The sequence below is a fragment of the Streptomyces rimosus genome (genome assembly GCF_008704655.1).
GTDB lineage: Bacteria > Actinomycetota > Actinomycetes > Streptomycetales > Streptomycetaceae > Streptomyces > Streptomyces rimosus.
Genome location: NZ_CP023688.1, coordinates 4,115,116 through 4,132,225, shown reverse-complemented (window position 1 = coordinate 4,132,225; position 17,110 = coordinate 4,115,116). Strand labels below are relative to the sequence as shown.

Genomic DNA, 17,110 nt, shown 5'->3' with positions numbered 1-17,110 from the left:
CGGCACAGCAGGCACTCACCACTCCCACCCTCGGACTCGTCCGATCACCGCCCCCAGAGGGGCCCTCCTCTCCCGCCTACCCCGTCACCCGATGTCCGTCCCCACCTCACTTCGCATCGGCATAGCACTCCACCACCGCCGTACTGAACGGGAACCGGACCGGCGTCCCGCCGAACGCGATCCGCCCCGCCAGCTCGGCGGCCTCCGCCACGAATCCGGCCACCGCCCCGGCCTCTTCCTCGGGGGCGTGCACGATCACCTCGTCGTGCTGGAAGAAGACCAGCTCCGCCCGGAGCGGTGCCAGCGACCTGCGCAGCGCGGCCAGCATCAGCAGCGCCCAGTCGGCGGCGCTGCCCTGCACCACGAAGTTGCGGGTGAACCGGCCGCGGGCCCGGGCGCCCGCCGTGCTGCCGTACGCCGGTGCCTCCTCCTGCGGCAGGCCCGCCTCGTCGGGCGGCGCCACGGAGGCGGGCGGGCACGTACGCCCCAGCCAGGTCCGTACGAGACGGCCCTCCTCGCCCGCCCGCGCGGCCGTGTCCACGTACTCCACCGCGTCGGGATAGCGCCGCCGCAGGTCCGCCATGTGCTTGAGGGCGTCCCCGGACGTCTGGCCGTAAATGGCCCCCAGCAGCGCCAGCTTGGCCTGATCGCGGTCGCCCCCGAACGCCCGCGCCGCCAGGTCCGCGTACAGGTCGCGGCCGCTGCCCGCCACCTCCATCAGCCCGCGGTCCCGCGAGACCGCCGCGAGCACCCGCGGCTCCATCTGCTCGGCGTCGGCGACCACCAGCCGCCAGCCCGGGTCGGCGACCACGGCCCTGCGGACCACCTTCGGAATCTGCAGCGCGCCGCCGCCATTGGTGGTCCAGCGGCCCGAAACCGTGCCCCCGGGCAGGTACTCCGGGCGGAAGCGGCCCTCGTGGACCCACTGCTGCAACCACGACCAACCGTGCGCGGTGTGCAGCCGGTACAGCCGCTTGTACTCCAGGAGGGGCGCCACCGCAGGGTGCCGTACCTCCTGCAACTCCCACTTACGGGTCGAGCGCAGCGTGATCCCGGCGCCGGCGAATGCCTTGACGATCTCGGCGGGCAGGTCGGGGCGCACCCGCACGCCCTCTCCGAACGCCCGCGACACCTCATCGGCCAGCTCCGCCATCCGGCGCGGCTCCAGCCCGCCCGGATAGCGCTCGCCCAGCAGCTCGTCCAGCAACTCCCGGTGCACGTCCGCCCGCCACGGCAGCCCGGCGCGCCCCATCTCGGCGGCCACGAGCATTCCGGCCGACTCCGCGGCCAGCAGCAGCCGCATCCGGTCCGGGTGCTCGGCCCGCTCCGTACGCTCAAGCTGCCCGGCGTACACCTCCAGCAGCGCCGTGAACTCGTCCACGCCGGGCGGCAGCGGCACCGGGCCCGGCTCGAACAGCGACGGCTGTGTCTCCGCGCCGCGCACCGGCGGGTCGTCGGGCACCGGCAGCCGGTGCAGCCGCGCCCACGCCGCGGCCAGCGACCGCGGCTGGCCGGACTGCCCCTCCTCGTGCCCGATCAGCAGCGCCTCGGCCGCCTCCACGTCGTAGCACCGCTCGACACGCACCCCCGCCGCGAGCAGCTTGCGGTACGTCTCCGCGGTGGAGCGCCACACCCACCGCTCCGCCTGCGGACACGCCCGTACGGCCTCCACCACGCTCCCCGCCCGGACCGGCACCCCCACGGCCCGCCCGCCCCCGTCCACAGCACAAGCCACCACCCCGCCATCCCCGGATCCCCCGACAACCCACCGCATGGGCTCACCTTCGCATCCACCACTGACAACGGCGCGGCGCGGCGTGCCCGCGGCAGATGGCGCTGAGCGTGGGGTAGCGGATCGCCCTGGCCCAGTCGTTCTTCAGGACGGAGAGGCTGGCGACGGTCACACCGACCCGTTCGGCCGGCTGGGCCAGGGCCATGCCGCGCTCGTCCAGCAGGCTCATGCCGACGGCGAGCTGCCGCTCGACGCTTGCACGGCGTCGGCCGACTCCCGGGAGGTGGGTGTCGACGTGGCCGCCCGTCGTCGCCGTCGCCATCACGCTGCTGGGCGTTCTCGTCCCGCTGCTGTACATGCTGACCACCAACCTCCCGAAAGTCGGCCGACGCCGTTCAAGAGCCAGGCCGCAGCTCGCGGCACCCCGGCCCCCTACCGGCTCCCCTCACCCGCCCCCCACCACCACCAACTCCTCCCCCACGCAAACCCCCAACCGCCGTACCTCCTCCTCCAGCTCCGCCCCCGGCAGCGCCGAGCCGTCGAACGTCGTGAGTTCCACCCTCGAACCGGTCAGGGACCAGGTGCCCACGACGCGGCCGCCGAGGAGTACCACCGGGGATATCCACCCCGCCGCCCGGCTCACCTTGCCGCGGTGGGCCGCCGGTATCAGGCGGGTGTCGGAGGTGCCGGGGGCGAGGACGTACTGGTCGAAGGCGGGGAGGAGGTGGAGGCCGTGGTGGGGTTCGGTGCGGGCGAGGTCTTCCGCGTCGTCGGACATCACATACGCCCGGTCGCCGTCCACCTCGACCTCCACCACCCGGTCGCCCAGCGCCTCGAACCAGCCCCGCAGCACCGCCTTGCGCGTGGCGCCCCGCAGCAGCCATGCGTCGAACACCGCGGGCGTCGCCGGCCCGTGCGCGCGCAGGTACGCCGGTATCACGGCCGCCGCAGCCTCTTCCGGGCCCGGTATGCCGCGCCACCCCGGCAGCCACGACCGGGGCGACGTGAACGTCACGTGCTGCCCGCGCGCCGGGCCCTGGCACAGCCGCCCCGTCCATGCCAACGGCTTGAGCACCGTGCTCCACCCGGACGCCAGCTGTTCCCCGAGTCCGGCCAGGCCCGGCCGCGCGAGCACCGCCTCGGTCAGTTCCCGCCGGGTCAGCACCTGCCCGTCCAGGATTTCCCCGACCGCCTCGCCCAGCGCCTCCATCTGCCGCGGGCTCACCCCGAACGCCCGCTGCCAGGCGCCCTTTTCCCACGTCCGCGCGGCGGCGAGCAGGGAGAGATACGCCCCCGCCCCGCCGGCCGGCAACAGATGCAGCGTCCCCCGCATGGCCCACGTCCTGACGAGCGAACGCGCCTCCAGCGCCTCCCGCACACCCGCCGCCGAGGGCTTCTCCTGTCGCACCGCGACCGCCAGCTCCGCCGCCGAGGCCACCTGCGCCTGCACCCCCGCGAGCCGCCCGACGATCTCCTCGGCCGACGTGTCCGTACGAGGCAGGAGGCCCTGCCGCCGCAGCCGCCAGGCCAGCACCTGCTCGTACGTCACCCGCACATCCCCGTTCATGACCCCATTGCACACCACCCCACTGACAACGGCCCTCGCGCAACCCGAGCCCCGTCGGCCCCGGCCGACCGGCCCCGTCAAGTCGCGCCGTCAACCACCGCATTGGCCGGTTACGTCCCCTACCCGGCCCGTCCGAGGAAAGGGAGAATGCGCCCGCCGACCCCACCCGGGCCCGGCTGCCACACGCCGCACTTCGCCCACCTCGCCGCATACCGCCCCACCCCGCCACGGCAGACAAGGGAGTCGCCCATATGGCCATCGCGCACCGCGCCATCGGTTCCGGACCGCACCCGGTGATCGTCCTTCACGACTGGTTCGGGACCTCGGCCAACTGGGGCTCCGTACTGGACTTCCTCGACCGGGACGCCTTCACCTACGCCTTCCTCGACTGCCGTGGCTACGGCGACCGCAAGTACGTCCCGGGCCGCTACGACCTGCCGGAGATCGCCGGCGACGCGCTGGCCCTCGCCGACCAGCTCGGCTGGGACCGGTTCTCCCTGGTGGGGCACTCGATGGGCGCCAAGGCCGCACAGCAGGTACTGGTCAACGCGCCCCATCGGGTGAACCGCCTCCTCGGCCTCGCGCCGGTGCCCGCCGCCCCGTACTCGATGGACGACGCGACGCACGAGCTCTTCTACGGCGCCTCGGCGGACCCGGAGAAGCGCCGCGCCATCATCGACCTGGTCACCGGCCACCGCGCGGGCCGCATCTGGCTGGACCGCATGGTCCGGCACTCCCTGGACATCTCCCGCCAGGAGGCGCATGCCTCCTATCTGGCGAGCTGGCAGCAGCTCGACCTCTCGGAGGCGGTCACGGACGCGGTCAAGCGCCACCCCGTGCCCGTACGGGTGGTCGTCGGCGCGTACGACCTGGCGGTGACCGCCGGCCTCATGAGGGAGACCTGGCAGCGGTGGTACCCGCAGGTCGAGATCGTCACCATCGAGGGATCGGGCCACTACCCGATGCACGAAACCCCCGTGGCCCTGGCGACCACGATGGAGGAATTCCTCCGGGGGTAGGCGGGGCACCGGACCGCGCCTTCCCGAACGCGCCCGCGCCCGCAACCTCTGTCAGCATGGCTACGTACTGCCCGTAACGCCACAAAACGCCACGAAGCGGACTCGCCGCCGCTCCGGCGCGCGGCGTGGCGTCACGGCGGGCGTGGTGGCCGACGGAGCGAGGTACGGGCATGCGGGTGGCGCTGGCGCAGACGGACTGTGCGCTGGGCGAGGTGGACGCGAACGTCGCCACCGCGCGCGAAGAGGTCGAGAAGGCGGCGGAACAGGGCGCCGACCTCGTCGTCTTCCCCGAGCTGAGCCTGCACGGCTACCACCTCGGCGTCCTGCCCCGGGACGTGTCGGTCGAGGCGCAGGACCCGCGGCTGCGCGACCTGAGCACGCTCGGCCCGGACGTCCTCGTGGGCTTCCACGAACACACGGTGCTCCGCGCGTACAACACCGCCGCCTACTACACGGACGGCGCGCTGCTGCACGCCCACCGCAAGCTGTACCTCCCCAACTACCTCTCCTGGGAGGAGCGCAAGCACGTCAGCCCCGGCCAGTCGCTGCGCGCGTACAGCCTCACGAAGTCCCCCAGCGGCGGCCGGGGCGCGACGCTGGTCTGCAACGACGCCTGGCAGCCGGTCCTGCCCTGGCTCGCCGTGCAGGACGGCGCCGAGGTCCTGTTCGTCCCCACCAACAGCGCGGCCAGCCTCGACCCGGAGGCCATGGACACCGGCTCGTACTGGGACACCCTGCTCTCCTACACGGCGCGGATGCTCCAGTGCTGGATCGTCTTCGTCAACCGCGTCGGCAACGAGCACGGCGCCACCTTCTGGGGCGGCTCCCGCGTGGTGGACCCGCGCGGCACGGTGGTGGCACAGGCCCCGAAGTGGGAGCCCGCGCTGGTCACGGTCGACATCGACCCCTCCGAGGCACGCCGCCAGCGCCGCGCCGTTCCCCTGGTCGCGGAGGCCCGGTTGGGTCTCATCGACCGGGAGGTGCGGCGCTTGATCGATGAGGGCGGGGACAGCTGAGGTGGGGGAGAGGGAGGGCACGCTCGTTCGGGTGAAGGATCGCCCGAACGCCTGCCTGACGTCGCCGGTGCTGCCAGGCTCGTTCCGTACGAAGGAGGTCCTGTGGCCTGGGCAGCCCCGGAGCGCGAGCATCAAGCGATCAGCGCCGCGCTCAAGATCGCGTCGGTCGAGGAGACCTTCGAAGCGCTGAGCGCGGCAGCCCCCGAGGGGTGGGGCGTGGAACAGATCGAGGGGGAGATCCACGTGGCAGCACCCGCCGACGGCGAGCACGCGGAAATCGTGGCCGAAGTCGCGGACCAGGTGACCGGCCGTCGCAAGGACGCGGGGCTGCGCACGCGTACCGGGCTCGGACTGAACGTGCCGGGCGTATGGATCACCGGCAAGGTCACTCCCGACCTGGTGATCGCCCCGAAGGGAAGCTTCGGCGGGCGGCTGAAATTCCACGACCCGTCGCCCGTGATGCTGGTGGGCGAGGTGACCTCCGAGGCCACCACGGACCGCGACCGCGGCCCCAAGCTGCGCGGTTACGCCCGCGTCGGCATCCCCCTCTACCTCCTGGTGGACCGGGAGGCACACCGCGTGACCCTGTACTCCGAGCCCGCGGGGGACCGTTACACCCGCGAGTCGGCGGTCGCCTTCTCCAAGACGATCGCCCTTCCCGCCCCGTTCGACTTCGAGATCGACACCGCCGAGTTCTGAAGCTGTCCGGCGGCCCGCCCCCCACCAGGACGGACCGCCCCCACCCCTACCAGCTCGACTTCCGCACCCCCGGCAGGAACCCCGCGTGCGCCTGCTCCCGCAGGCCGACGCGGGAGAGTCCGAACGCGCGGAAGTAGCCGCGCGGGCGGCCGTCGACGCTGTCGCGGTTGCGGACGCGGGTGGCGCTCGCGTCGCGCGGCTGGCGGGTCAGTTCGCGCTGGGCGGCGAGCCGTTCCTGTTCGGGGGTGTGCGGGTTGCGGATGACGGACTTCAGCAGGGCCCGCCGGGCGGCGTAACGGGCCACCGTCGCGCGCCGCTTCTCGTTCTTCGCGATCTTGCTCTTCTTGGCCATCAGATCTTCTCCCCTCGTGCGCGGATACGGGCGACGGCCGCCTCGATCCCGATCGTGTCCACGGTCTTGATCCCCTTGGCGCTCAGCGTCAGCCGGACGTGCCGGCCTTCGCTGGGCAGCCAGTAGCGCTTGCGCTGGATGTTCGGGTCGAAGCGCCGCGAGGTGCGGCGGTGCGAGTGCGAGACGGATTTGCCGAAGCCGGGGGCGCGGCCGGTCAGCTGGCAGTGGGCGGACAAGGTCAGGACCTCCTAATGAAAATGGAAACCATTTCTGTATAGTAGCGCCCATGGCCCGCAACGAACTACGCCCCTTGATCAAGCTCCGGTCCACCGCCGGGACCGGCTACACGTACGTGACCCGCAAGAACCGCAGGAACGACCCCGACCGGCTGGTGCTGAGGAAGTACGACCCGGTCGTCCGCCGCCACGTCGACTTCCGAGAGGAGCGCTGAGCAGCGTCATGAAGCCTGGAATCCACCCCGCGTACGGGCCCGTCGTCTTCCGTGACCGGGCCGCCGACTTCGCCTTCCTGACCCGGTCGACCGCGACCAGCGACAAGACGATCGAGTGGGAGGACGGCAACACGTACCCGGTCATCGACGTCGAGATCTCGTCCGCGAGCCACCCCTTCTACACGGGGACGGCGCGCGTACTGGACACCGCGGGGCGCGTGGAGCGGTTCGAGCGCCGTTACGGGAAGCGCGGGGCCCGCTGATGGGCGGCCCGTCGCAGGACCCGTCGCCGGACCAGCCGCGCGAAGGCGCGACCGGCGGTCCCGGCGGCCCCAGTGGCGGCTACGGGGACCGGCTGCCCGTGGTGATCGTCGGCGGGCTGCACTCGGACGCCCGCCGGACCACCGTGGAGCGCCTGCTGCGCGCCGTGCCCGGCAGTGTCGCGCTGCACCACGACCTCGCCACGGCCGCTGAAGGAACGGTTCGCCGGACCGTACGGGACGCCGGCGGCGTGCTCGACACGGGCGAGGCGCCGCTGGTCAACGACTGCGCGTGCTGCGCGCTGCGCGAGGACCTGGTGCCCGAACTGGAGCGGCTGGCCGCGGGGCGGACCTGCCGGCTGGCCGTCGTCGAGCTGTGGGACTCCGTGGAGCCCAAGGCCATGGCCGAGGTGGTCACGGCCTGCGGCGGTACGGAGCTGGCGCTGACCGGCGTCATCACGGCCGTCGAACCGGCGCTGCTGCTGCCGTACCTGGGCTGCGGCGACGACCTGGCCGAGGCGGGGCTCGCCGCGGCGGCCTCCGATCAGCGGACCGTCGCGGATACCTGGGCGCGGCAGCTGGAGTACCCGCCGGTCCTTGCCATCGCGCCCGGCGAGGAGGAGGGCGACGCGTCCGACCTGGCGCTGCTCGCGCAGCTGCACCCCACCGCCCGGCAGGTGGCCGTCGACGCCCCCGGCGAGCTGGCCGCCGCGGCCCTCGCGGGCTTCGACGTGGAAGCGGCGGCGGCACGGCAGCACCCGGCGTGCGCGCTGCTGCCGCAGGAGGCCGACGCGGACGGCGTCGGCACCCTCGTCTGGCACCGCGACCGGCCCTTCCACCCGGCCCGGCTGTACGCGGCGCTGGAGGACCTGACCTGTGCGGCGGCCCGCAGCCGTGGCCGGTTCTGGCTGGCCGACCGGCCGGACACGCTGCTGTCCTGGGACGCGGCGGGCGGCGCGCTGTGCGTCGAGAACGCCGGTCCGTGGCTGGCCGCGCTGCCGGACGCCGCCTGGGAGCTGGTGCCGCCGGTACGCCGCGCCGCGGCCGCGCTGGACTGGCACCCCGAGCACGGCGACCGCGCGCAGCACCTGGTCTTCACCTCGCCGGGGCTGGACCGCGACGGTCTGACGTCGCTGCTGGAGTCCTGCCTGCTGACGGACGAGGAGTACGCGGGCGGGCCCGAGGCGTGGAAGCGGCTGGCCCCCGCGTTCGACGAACTCCTCGATCCCGTTCCGTAATCCGCCGGTTTCCTGCCGACCGCCGATCCGCCGGCATGGCACCGGTCGCCGGTCCGCCGGCTCCCCACCGGGCCGCCTTCCCCGTCCCCCCGGGCCGCCCTCCCCGCCCCCCGCCGGTAGCGTCCGCCGCTTCCCTACGGCCGTGACCTGCCCGTACGACCTCAGGAGCCCCTCCGTGCCCCGCCGCCACGACCCCCGTAAGAAGTCCGCGCCCCGTCCCAACCCCCTGGACGCGGCCGGAATCACCTACATCGACTACAAGAACACCGACCTGCTGCGGAAGTTCATCTCCGACCGCGGCAAGATCCGCAGTCGCCGGATCACGCGGGTGAGCGCGCAGCAGCAGCGGCAGCTGGCCCGTGCGATCAAGAACGCGCGGGAGATGGCTTTGCTGCCGTACGCGTCGAAGTGAGCGGGGGATCCGGGCGCGGTGGCCCGGTGATGCGGGTGTTGCGTGAGGTGCCCGGGGTGCTCGACGTGCTGTGACCAGGCTTTTACGGGCCGTCGTGCACGTGCATCCGACCATGCATCGGCACATGAACGCAGCTATGATCCGAAGCAGTTGCAGTTGACACCGTTCCTGTTGTCGGCACTGCTACTGACAGACCATCATCGAATGCCAACCGCTCAGCGCGCCCGGATCCACCACCGCTGACCACCGCATCCACCGGGGGAGACACCTGTGCCCGACGCATACAACGGCATGGCCGCAACGGATCTCCACGGTGTGATCTGGCAGAAGAGCAGGCACAGCAACTCGCAGGGCTCCTGCGTGGAGTTCGCGCGACTGCCGGGCGGCGAGATCGCCGTACGCAACTCGCGCTTCCCGGACGGCCCGGCGCTCGTCTACACGCCGGCCGAGGTCGAGGCGATGATCCTGGGCGTCAAGGACGGCGAGTTCGACCACCTGGTCAGGGACTGATCACCGCCTGCCCGCGCGCCTGCCCGGACGGTTCCGGCCGTCCGGGCAGGCCGGCGGATGTTCCGGGGCCCCCGGGCCCCGTGCCCCCGCGGCCCCGGAACATCCGCCGCTCAGGGCAGTCTGAACTGCGCCCACACGATCTTGCCGTGCGGCGCGTTGGCCAGGGGGTGCCAGCCCCAGCCGTCACTGAAGGCGTCCACCAGGTACAGGCCGCGGCCCGACTCCGCGCCGGCCTCGGCCTCCCCGGCCTCCGGCGTCGCGTCGCTGGAGTCCCGTACCGCGCACACCAGCCGGGACGACCAGCGCATCAGGTGCAGCCTGGCGGGCAGTGCGGACGCGTCGTGGGACGTCTCGCACGCTCCGCCGCCGACCGCCGCGGTGTGCCGCAGCGCGTTGGTGACCAGTTCGGAGACGACCAGGGCGACCCCGTCGAAGATGTCCTCCAGCTCCCAACGGTGCAGTGTCTCGCGGGTGAACTGCCGGGCTCCGCGCACCGACTCGTACCGTGGTGCCAGCGAATAGGAGACGGAACCGGAGACGGCCAGGGGGTCGGCGGAAGGAAAGTCCTGCCATAACGGCTGGAGCATGGTCAAAACAGTCGTTCCCATGCGAGGCACCCCTGGCATTCGCGGACGTCATGATCCTGGCCGGGCACCCGGATCTGGCGGTCTGGCGGATCTTTCACGAGCGTGCATGCGTGCGCTGCCCATGGTTCCCAATGCGTACGCCAGATGCAAGGGCAGATGCACGTGCACGCGCCCTGTTTGGGGGCGGGCATGCCACTTCACGCGTATTTCTTCCTACGTGTTCTTGTGGAGCGGCTGCCCGGACCTCACACATCAGTAACCGGATGAGCACTCAACGAAGCCCGGACGTGGCAGACTGCGGCCCACTGTTGGACGGGGTGGGCCATGGGAGGGTCACAAAGGTGTCCGCAAGTGAATCGAGCGGGTCCGTGGTGCGGCGCATCCTGCTGGGGGCACAGCTCCGCAGGTTGCGTGAGTCGCGCGGGATCACCCGCGAGGCGGCCGGCTACTCCATCCGCGCCTCCGAGTCGAAGATCAGCCGGATGGAACTGGGCCGGGTGAGCTTCAAGGCGAGGGACGTCGAGGACCTGCTCACGCTGTACGGCGTGAACGATCCGCAGGAGCGCGAGGCACTGCTCGTACTGGCCCGGGAGGCCAACGTCGCGGGCTGGTGGCACAGTTACGGCGACGTTCTGCCCGGCTGGTTTCAGACATATGTGGGCCTGGAGGGGGCCGCTTCCCTCATCCGCGCCTACGAGGTCCAGTTCGTGCACGGGCTTCTGCAAACGCAGGAGTACGCGCATGCGGTCGTGCGCCGCGGTATGCCCGATGCCGGTGCGGCAGAAATCGACCGCCGGGTCGCGCTGCGTCTGGAGCGGCAGAAGTTGTTGCTGGCAGAGCGCCCGCCGGAGTTCCACTGTGTGCTCGACGAGGCGGCGCTGCGCCGCCCGTACGGCGACCGCGAGGTGATGCGCGGGCAGCTGCGGCACCTGATCGAACTCTCCGAGCGGCCGAATGTGCGCCTCCAGGTGATGCCGTTCAGCTTCGGCGGGCACGCGGGCGAGAGCGGCGCCTTCACCACGCTCGGATTCCCGGAGCCCGGGCTGCCCGACGTCGTCTACCTGGAGCAGCTGACCAGCGCCCTCTATCTCGACAAGCGCGACGAGGTGACGCAGTACGCGCGTGTCATGGACCGCCTCCAGGAGGACAGTCCGAATCCGGCCGAGACCAGGGACTTGATACGTGGTCTACTCCAACTGACTTAACCCGTAGGTAGCATGAGTGCCAATCAGGAGCCAGCACCCCCCGGCCGGGCGCCCCGATGCGCGTCCCGCCCTCCAGATTGGGATTTCTCATGTCCTTCTTCGACGAGTTGGCGTACCAGTACATCGACGGCGAATGGCGGGCCGGAAGCGGCTCGTGGGACATCGTCGACTTCAATCCCTATGACGGGGAGAAGCTGGCGTCCATAACCGTCGCCACCGTTGACGAGATCGACCAGGCGTACCGTGCCGCCGAACGCGCGCAGGGGGAGTGGGGGGCCACCAACCCGTACACCCGCAGGCTGGTCTTCGAGCGCGCGCTGCGGATCATCGACGACCGGGAGCAGGAACTCGGCGCGGCGATCGCCGCCGAGGTCGGCGGCACGCACGCCAAGGTGGCCTTCGAGCTGCATCTCGTACGGGAATTCCTGCGCGAGGCGATCCAGCTCTCGCTGCGGGCCGAGGGCCGCATTCTGCCGTCCCCGGTGGATGGCAAGGAAAACCGGCTCTACCGCCTCCCGGTCGGCGTCGTCGGCGTCATCAGCCCCTTCAACTTCCCGTTCCTGCTGTCGGTCAAGTCGGTGGCGCCCGCGCTCGCGCTCGGCAACGCCGTCGTGCTCAAGCCCCACCAGAACACCCCGATCTGCGGCGGCGGCCTGGTCGCCAAGGTCTTCGAGGAGGCCGGGCTGCCGGCCGGGCTGCTGAACGTCGTGGTCACCGACATCGCGGAGATCGGTGACGCGCTCATCGAGCACCCGGTGCCGAAGGTCATCTCCTTCACCGGCTCGGAGAAGGTCGGCCGCCACGTTGCGACCGTCGCCGCCTCCCACTTCAAGCGCACCGTCCTGGAGCTGGGCGGCAACAGCGCGCTGGTCGTCCTGGACGACGCCGACATCGACTACGCGGTGGACGCCGCCGTCTTCAGCCGCTTCGTGCACCAGGGCCAGGTCTGCATGGCCGCCAACCGGGTGCTGGTGGACCGCGCGGTGGAGCAGGAGTTCACCGAGAAGTTCGTCGCCAAGGTCAAGACCCTGAAGGTGGGCGACCCGACCGATCCGGCCACCCACATCGGCCCGCTGATCAACGAGGGCCAGGCGGAGGCGGTGACCGCGGTGGTGGAGCGTGCCGTCTCCGAAGGCGGCACCGCGCTGGTGCACGGCACGGCCCGGGGCACGCTGGTCGGTCCGACCGTCCTGGCCGGCCTGCCCGAGGGCTCGTGCGCGCTCACCCAGGAGGTCTTCGGCCCGGTCGTCTCGCTGGTCCCGTTCGACGGGGACGAGGAGGCCGTACGGATCACCAACGACTCCCCGTACGGGCTCAGCGGCGCCGTGCACACCGGGGACATCGAGCGCGGCGTGCGGTTCGCCAAGCGCATCGAGACCGGCATGATCCACATCAACGACGGCACGGTGCACGACGAGCCGATCGTGCCCTTCGGCGGCGAGAAGGGCTCCGGGCTGGGGCGGCTGAACGGCGACGCGATGGTGGAGGCGTTCACCACCACCAAGTGGATCTCCATCCAGCACGGGCGGTCGCGGTTCCCGTTCTGAGGGTCGGCCGCTTTCCGTCCGCGGCACCGCCAGCACGCCCGTCCGGACCGGCCGACGCGGCCCGGACGGGCGCCGGTGGCCAGGCTTCCCGTATCCAGGGCGGCGATTTTCGGGACGCGGCCAAAGCCGCGGGCCATTGAGGACACCACCTGTCCTCAATGGCCCGTAGCTTTTTCCCTGTCGACCACGGCAGCAGCGCCGCGGCCCTCACGAAAGGCGGCTCCCATGCCCGCTCACGTTCCGGCCGAAGCCCACGGCGACGAGCGCGGCGCGCTCCTGGCCTTCCTGGAGGCGCAGCGCGGCGGTATCCGCCGGTCCGTTCTCGGGCTGACCGACGAACAGGCCAGCCGTAAGCCGTCCGCCAGCGAACTGTCCCTGGCCGGTCTGCTCAAGCACGTCGTCGAGGTGGAGCGCGACTGGCTGGAAACCGCCCAGCAGGTGCCGCACACCGTCCAGCGCGACATGTCCAACTACCACCTGAGCTTCCAGCTGGAGGAGTCGCAGACGGTCGCGAGCCTGCTCGCCGAGTGGGAGGAGACGGCGCGGGCGACCGAGGAGTTCATCCGGTCGCAGCCGGACCTGAACGGCACGTTCCCGCTGCCCGAGGCCCCCTGGTTCCCGCCGAAGGCGGAGCAGTCGATGCGCTGGCTGCTGCTCCACCTGATCGAGGAGATCGCCCGGCACGCCGGCCACGCGGACATCATCCGCGAGTCCCTGGACGGCAAGACCGCCTTCACCCTGGTCGATGAGGAGCGCGCGGCGCAGGGCTGACGCGGCCCCCTCCGTACCGGCCGGACCCGGCACCGGCCCCCCGTGCCGGTGCCGGGCGCTGCGCTCAGTACTTGATGATCTCGATGCCGTTGGACTCGGTGTGCACGCTGCCGGTGCTGCAGCTCGCGGCGTTGTACTTGGTGCGCCACGACGCGCTGAGGCCGCTGCCGGCCCAGGTGCACCAGACCCGTACCTTGAACTTGCCGAAGGACGACGGGCAGTTCGCGAAGCCGACCGACTGGCCGTGGCCGCCCTTGGTGCACCCCGCCGCGAGGGCCTGGGCGGGGGAGAGCGCCGTACCGGCGGGGAGGGCCCGTACGGCCGCCGCGGTCGTCGTCGGCGCGCTCGCCCGAGCTGTCGCAGGCCCCGCCCAGATCAGTCCACTTCCGGCCACCAGCCCGGCCACGGCCACCAGCTTCTTCGACGTACGCATGCGGAATCCCTTCGCAGAAACCATCTGGACAGGTCGCTGCCGGGGGCAGGGCTTCCGCCCCGGCTCCGGCCGACGGGTCAGGAGTCTGCGTACGGCCATGGCGGCGGGACAACGGGGTTGGCCTGTCCCGGACAAGCGGGCTGGTGTCCGGGCTGGTCAGAGCGCTGGGACGGGCGTGTCCCGGACAGCGGCCCGACTGGATGGGGCGCCTGCGGGCCATTCCGTACCGCCGACCCGCCTTCAGCTCGCGGCGTCGCGCAACTCCGCCGCCCGGCGCAGCACGTCGCGTGCCGACTCGCGTTCCGCGGCGTCGAGTTCGACCGCGTCCGCCCGGTCGAGCCAGGGAACGGCCGCTGTCGAGCCGTCCAACTGAGCAGCCGTCTCGGCGCGCAGGACGAGAAGCTGGAAGAGCTGGAGCGCGGTCGGCCCGGCCGGTGCCGCTTCACTGCCCGGTACGCCCCGTTCGTTCTCCAGCGCCCGGTCGATGACGCGGGCCGCCGCGGCGTGGTCGCCCTTGGACTCGGCGAACAACGTCGCTTGGTGCAGGGCGCGCGCGTACCGCTCCTTGGGGACGGCCGGGTACTCGAAGCTGTCCGCGATCGGCTGCCCGATGCGTATGCAGTTGCCGCCGGGGTCGGTCATCAGGAACTGCCGCACGCCGTACGCCATGTCCTTCAGCGCCCCGATCCGCGGCAGCCCGCGGGTCGGCACCTTGCCGTACGCGGCCTTCAGGCTCGCGCGGAAGGCCGCGTGGAGCCCGTCCACGTCGTCGGTCAGGACGTAGCAGGTGCTGTACGAGGTGGTCGGGTCGTACGACTTCATCCCGAAGAACTGCAGCTCGATGCCGCGCAGGCGGACGCCGCAGTACGGGTTCGGGCTCTTCTGGTACGCGGTCTCCTCGAAACCGAGGGCCCGGTAGAAGTCGAGGAGTTCGTCGATGGAGGGGCACGGGAGGATCGGAATCACGGTCTCGGCCATGAGGGTGAGCGTAGGGCGCGCCAAGCAGGTATTCAAACTTGATTAGAGAAGAGGTCTAGGCTGGCCACAGCGCGAGCGTGAAGGATGCGAGGAGACGATGTCGGCGATCCGGCTGTTGGTACTGGGGGCCGTGCGACAGCACGGGCGGGCGCACGGTTACCAGGTGCGCAACGACCTCGAATACTGGGGCGCCCACGAGTGGTCCAACGCCAAACCGGGGTCGATCTACCACGCTCTCAAACAGATGGCGAAGCAGGGACTGCTGCACGCGCACGACATCGCCCCCAGTACCGCCGGCGGCCCCCCGCGCACGGAGTACGAGATTACCGAGGCGGGCACGGCGGAGTACTTCAAGCTGCTGCGCGACTCCCTGTCCCAGTACGACCGCAAGGTGGACGAACTGAGCGCGGCGATCGGCTTCATCGTCGACCTGCCCCGCGAGGAGGCCGTGGCCCTGCTCAAGGAGCGGGTGCGGGGCCTGGAGGAGTGGCGGGAGTCGGTCACCGAGTACTACACACCGGCGGACGGCCCGGAGCAGCTCGGCCATATCGGCGAGATCATGAACATGTGGGTGAACGCGGCGGACACCGGCGCGGACTGGACCCGTGGGCTGATCGAGCGGATCGAGGGCGGGGCGTACGTCTTCGCGGGGGAGGGGGAGCCGTTCGTGGGGGTGCTGGCGGAGGGGGAGGAGAATCCGTATGCGACGGGGGAGCCGGAGCCGGCGGATGAGGAGGAGGCGGCGGCGTCCGGTGATTGATCACGCTTCGGTCAGGGAGTGGAGGCCGGTTTCGACCGGGAACGGAACCGAATCGTATACGCGTTCGTGGCTCCGCGTCCTGCGACCGACCGTAGCGCCACCAGCACGAGTGACGCCGGGTGACGCGTTGCCACTGTCCTCGGTGCAGTCCTCAGTGATGGAACGACGTGTCCGTCCCCGACCGGTTCCCCAGCGGTCCGCCCTGCTTCCGCAGTTCCGGTAGCAAACGTTCCAAGTCGGCCATGAACAGGTCGCTCAGGTCGTGGGAGAAGCCGTTGCGGCAGACGACGCGGAGGACGGAGAGGTCGTCGCGGTCGGGCGGGAAGGTGTAGGCGGGGATGAGCCAGCCGCGTTCGCGCATGCGGCGGGAGACGTCGAAGACATCGAAGTCGCGCACGCCGTCGGCCGTGGTGAAGGCGAAGACGGGCAGTTCGTCGCCGCGGGTCAGCAGGCGGAAGTCGCCCAGGGCGCCGATACGGTCGGCGAGCGAGCGCGCCACGTCGCGCGTGTTCTGTTGTACGGCGCGGTAGCCGGCCCGGCCCAGCCGCAGGAACGTGTAGTACTGGGCGACGACCTGGGCGCCGGGCCGGGAGAAGTTGAGGGCGAAGGTCGGCATGTCGCCGCCCAGGTAGTCGACGCGGAAGACCAGCTCCTCCGGTAGCGCCTGCTTGTCGCGCCACAGGGCCCAGCCGACGCCGGGGTAGACCAGCCCGTACTTGTGGCCCGAGGTGTTGATGGAGGCGACGCGCGGCAGCCGGAAGTCCCACACCAGGTCCTCGTCCAGGAACGGCGCGATCATGGCGCCGGACGCCCCGTCCACGTGCACGGGGATGTCCAGCCCGGTGCGCTCCTGAAGGGCGTCCAGGGCCGCGCAGATCTCCGCCACCGGCTCGTACGACCCGTCGAACGTCGAGCCGAGGACCGCCACGACGCCGATGGTGTTCTCGTCGCAGAGCGCGGCGGCCGACTCCCCGTCCAGGTGGAAGCGGTCGCCCCGCATGGGCACCTGCCGCGCCTCGACCTCCCAGAACGTACAGAACTTCTCCCAGCACACCTGCACGTTCGCGCCCATGACCAGGTTGGGCCGGGCGGTGGCCGGGTAGCGGTCGGCGTTCGCCCTGGACCAGCGGCGCTTGAGGGCCATGCCGGCGAGCATGCACGCCTCGCTGGAGCCGGTCGTGGAGCAGCCGACGGCGCCGGCCGGGTCGGGCGCGTGCCACAGGTCGGCGAGCATGGCCACGCACCGCTGCTCCAGTTCGGCGGTGCGCGGGTACTCGTCCTTGTCGATCATGTTCTTGTCGCGGCACTCCGCCATCAGGATGTCGGCCTGCGGCTCCATCCAGGTGGTGACGAAGGTGGCGAGGTTCAGCCGGGCGTTGCCGTCCAGCATCAGCTCGTCGTGGACCAGCTGGTAGGCGGCGCGCGGGGTGACCGGGGCGTCCGGCAGGGAATGCCGGGGCGGCGCCTCGGCCATGCCCGCCACCGGGTCGGCCTCCCCGTAGAAGGGATTGACCGACAGACGCTGCTCGCGGTCCCTGGCGGACGCGCCCTCGTGGAGTGCCATGGTGGCCGC

Annotated in this window: 21 protein-coding genes; 12 read left to right on the top strand and 9 right to left on the bottom strand. The window is 71.5% G+C overall.

The features are described from left to right. Nucleotides 1–106: 106 nt before the first annotated feature. From CP984_RS17415 to CP984_RS17405, 3 genes are all read right to left on the bottom strand, one after another. The gene (locus tag CP984_RS17415; RefSeq protein WP_030190630.1) at nt 107–1,774 is read right to left on the bottom strand and encodes a bifunctional 3'-5' exonuclease/DNA polymerase; all 1,668 of its coding nucleotides are present in this window, start codon (nt 1,772–1,774) and stop codon (nt 107–109) included. Nucleotides 1,775–1,778: 4 nt separating this feature from the next. Further along, nucleotides 1,779–2,090, bottom strand: a complete 312-nt coding sequence (locus CP984_RS43020; RefSeq protein ID WP_371282786.1) for a helix-turn-helix domain-containing protein — start codon at nt 2,088–2,090, stop codon at nt 1,779–1,781. 87 nt (nt 2,091–2,177) lie between these two features. Then, nucleotides 2,178–3,299 (bottom strand): winged helix DNA-binding domain-containing protein, encoded by a 1,122-nt coding sequence (locus CP984_RS17405; protein ID WP_003984627.1) that lies wholly within the window; start codon nt 3,297–3,299, stop codon nt 2,178–2,180. Between the two features lie 251 nt (nt 3,300–3,550). Here CP984_RS17405 and CP984_RS17400 point away from each other — a divergent pair, with 251 nt between their 5' ends. From CP984_RS17400 to CP984_RS17390, 3 genes are all read left to right on the top strand, one after another. Further along, complete coding sequence (locus CP984_RS17400; RefSeq protein WP_003984628.1) at nt 3,551–4,318, top strand: alpha/beta fold hydrolase; 768 nt, start codon at nt 3,551–3,553, stop codon at nt 4,316–4,318. Between the two features lie 170 nt (nt 4,319–4,488). Continuing rightward, a complete protein-coding gene (locus CP984_RS17395) occupies nt 4,489–5,334 on the top strand; it encodes a nitrilase-related carbon-nitrogen hydrolase (RefSeq protein ID WP_003984629.1) in 846 nt (281 codons plus the stop codon). Between the two features lie 102 nt (nt 5,335–5,436). Further along, nucleotides 5,437–6,033 (top strand): Uma2 family endonuclease, encoded by a 597-nt coding sequence (locus CP984_RS17390; RefSeq protein ID WP_003984630.1) that lies wholly within the window; start codon nt 5,437–5,439, stop codon nt 6,031–6,033. A gap of 46 nt (nt 6,034–6,079) precedes the next feature. Here the strand turns inward: CP984_RS17390 and rpsN are convergent, their stop codons facing one another. Both rpsN and rpmB read right to left on the bottom strand, forming a co-directional pair. Continuing rightward, a complete protein-coding gene (gene rpsN / locus CP984_RS17385; protein ID WP_003984631.1) occupies nt 6,080–6,385 on the bottom strand; it encodes a 30S ribosomal protein S14 in 306 nt (101 codons plus the stop codon). Continuing rightward, nucleotides 6,385–6,621 carry a 50S ribosomal protein L28 gene (rpmB, locus tag CP984_RS17380; protein WP_003984632.1) on the bottom strand — a complete coding sequence of 79 codons (237 nt, stop codon included), beginning with the start codon at nt 6,619–6,621 and terminating at the stop codon, nt 6,385–6,387. The genes rpsN and rpmB overlap by 1 nt, the downstream gene beginning before the upstream one ends. 50 nt (nt 6,622–6,671) lie before the next feature. Here rpmB and rpmG point away from each other — a divergent pair, with 50 nt between their 5' ends. The 5 genes from rpmG (at nt 6,672) to CP984_RS17355 (ending at nt 9,256) form a co-directional block, all read left to right on the top strand. After that, on the top strand, nt 6,672–6,836 hold the full coding sequence (rpmG, locus tag CP984_RS17375; RefSeq protein WP_003984633.1) for a 50S ribosomal protein L33: 165 nt from the start codon (nt 6,672–6,674) through the stop codon (nt 6,834–6,836). Between the two features lie 8 nt (nt 6,837–6,844). Then, nucleotides 6,845–7,099, top strand: coding sequence for a type B 50S ribosomal protein L31 (locus CP984_RS17370; protein WP_003984634.1), 255 nt, complete (start codon nt 6,845–6,847; stop codon nt 7,097–7,099). Next, nucleotides 7,099–8,334, top strand: coding sequence for a CobW family GTP-binding protein (locus CP984_RS17365; RefSeq protein ID WP_003984635.1), 1,236 nt, complete (start codon nt 7,099–7,101; stop codon nt 8,332–8,334). Before CP984_RS17370 ends, CP984_RS17365 begins: the two co-directional genes overlap by 1 nt. A 175-nt stretch (nt 8,335–8,509) precedes the next feature. Beyond that, entirely contained in the window at nt 8,510–8,746 is a 237-nt protein-coding gene (gene rpsR / locus CP984_RS17360; RefSeq protein WP_003984636.1) for a 30S ribosomal protein S18, read from the top strand. A 270-nt stretch (nt 8,747–9,016) separates the two neighbouring features. After that, on the top strand, nt 9,017–9,256 hold the full coding sequence (locus tag CP984_RS17355; RefSeq protein WP_003984637.1) for a DUF397 domain-containing protein: 240 nt from the start codon (nt 9,017–9,019) through the stop codon (nt 9,254–9,256). Nucleotides 9,257–9,366: 110 nt separating this feature from the next. On the opposite strand, the gene CP984_RS17350 is transcribed toward CP984_RS17355, so the two are convergent. After that, nucleotides 9,367–9,864 (bottom strand): ATP-binding protein, encoded by a 498-nt coding sequence (locus CP984_RS17350; protein WP_030819774.1) that lies wholly within the window; start codon nt 9,862–9,864, stop codon nt 9,367–9,369. A gap of 320 nt (nt 9,865–10,184) precedes the next feature. On the opposite strand from CP984_RS17350, the gene CP984_RS17345 reads away from it, so the two are divergent. The 3 genes from CP984_RS17345 (at nt 10,185) to CP984_RS17335 (ending at nt 13,366) form a co-directional block, all read left to right on the top strand. After that, complete coding sequence (locus CP984_RS17345) at nt 10,185–11,048, top strand: helix-turn-helix domain-containing protein (RefSeq protein WP_063604359.1); 864 nt, start codon at nt 10,185–10,187, stop codon at nt 11,046–11,048. Nucleotides 11,049–11,137: 89 nt separating this feature from the next. Beyond that, complete coding sequence (locus CP984_RS17340; protein WP_003984640.1) at nt 11,138–12,595, top strand: aldehyde dehydrogenase family protein; 1,458 nt, start codon at nt 11,138–11,140, stop codon at nt 12,593–12,595. 225 nt (nt 12,596–12,820) lie between these two features. Then, nucleotides 12,821–13,366, top strand: coding sequence for a DinB family protein (locus CP984_RS17335; protein ID WP_003984641.1), 546 nt, complete (start codon nt 12,821–12,823; stop codon nt 13,364–13,366). Between the two features lie 64 nt (nt 13,367–13,430). On the opposite strand, the gene CP984_RS17330 is transcribed toward CP984_RS17335, so the two are convergent. After that, complete coding sequence (locus CP984_RS17330) at nt 13,431–13,799, bottom strand: hypothetical protein (RefSeq protein ID WP_003984642.1); 369 nt, start codon at nt 13,797–13,799, stop codon at nt 13,431–13,433. Nucleotides 13,800–14,039: 240 nt separating this feature from the next. Continuing rightward, nucleotides 14,040–14,777 (bottom strand): bleomycin resistance protein, encoded by a 738-nt coding sequence (locus tag CP984_RS17325; RefSeq protein WP_003984643.1) that lies wholly within the window; start codon nt 14,775–14,777, stop codon nt 14,040–14,042. 97 nt (nt 14,778–14,874) lie between these two features. Here CP984_RS17325 and CP984_RS17320 point away from each other — a divergent pair, with 97 nt between their 5' ends. Beyond that, nucleotides 14,875–15,537, top strand: coding sequence for a PadR family transcriptional regulator (locus CP984_RS17320; RefSeq protein WP_030184912.1), 663 nt, complete (start codon nt 14,875–14,877; stop codon nt 15,535–15,537). A gap of 151 nt (nt 15,538–15,688) precedes the next feature. Here CP984_RS17320 and CP984_RS17315 read toward each other — a convergent pair whose 3' ends face one another. Beyond that, nucleotides 15,689–17,101 (bottom strand): glutamate decarboxylase, encoded by a 1,413-nt coding sequence (locus CP984_RS17315; RefSeq protein WP_003984645.1) that lies wholly within the window; start codon nt 17,099–17,101, stop codon nt 15,689–15,691. Nucleotides 17,102–17,110: the final 9 nt, after the last annotated feature.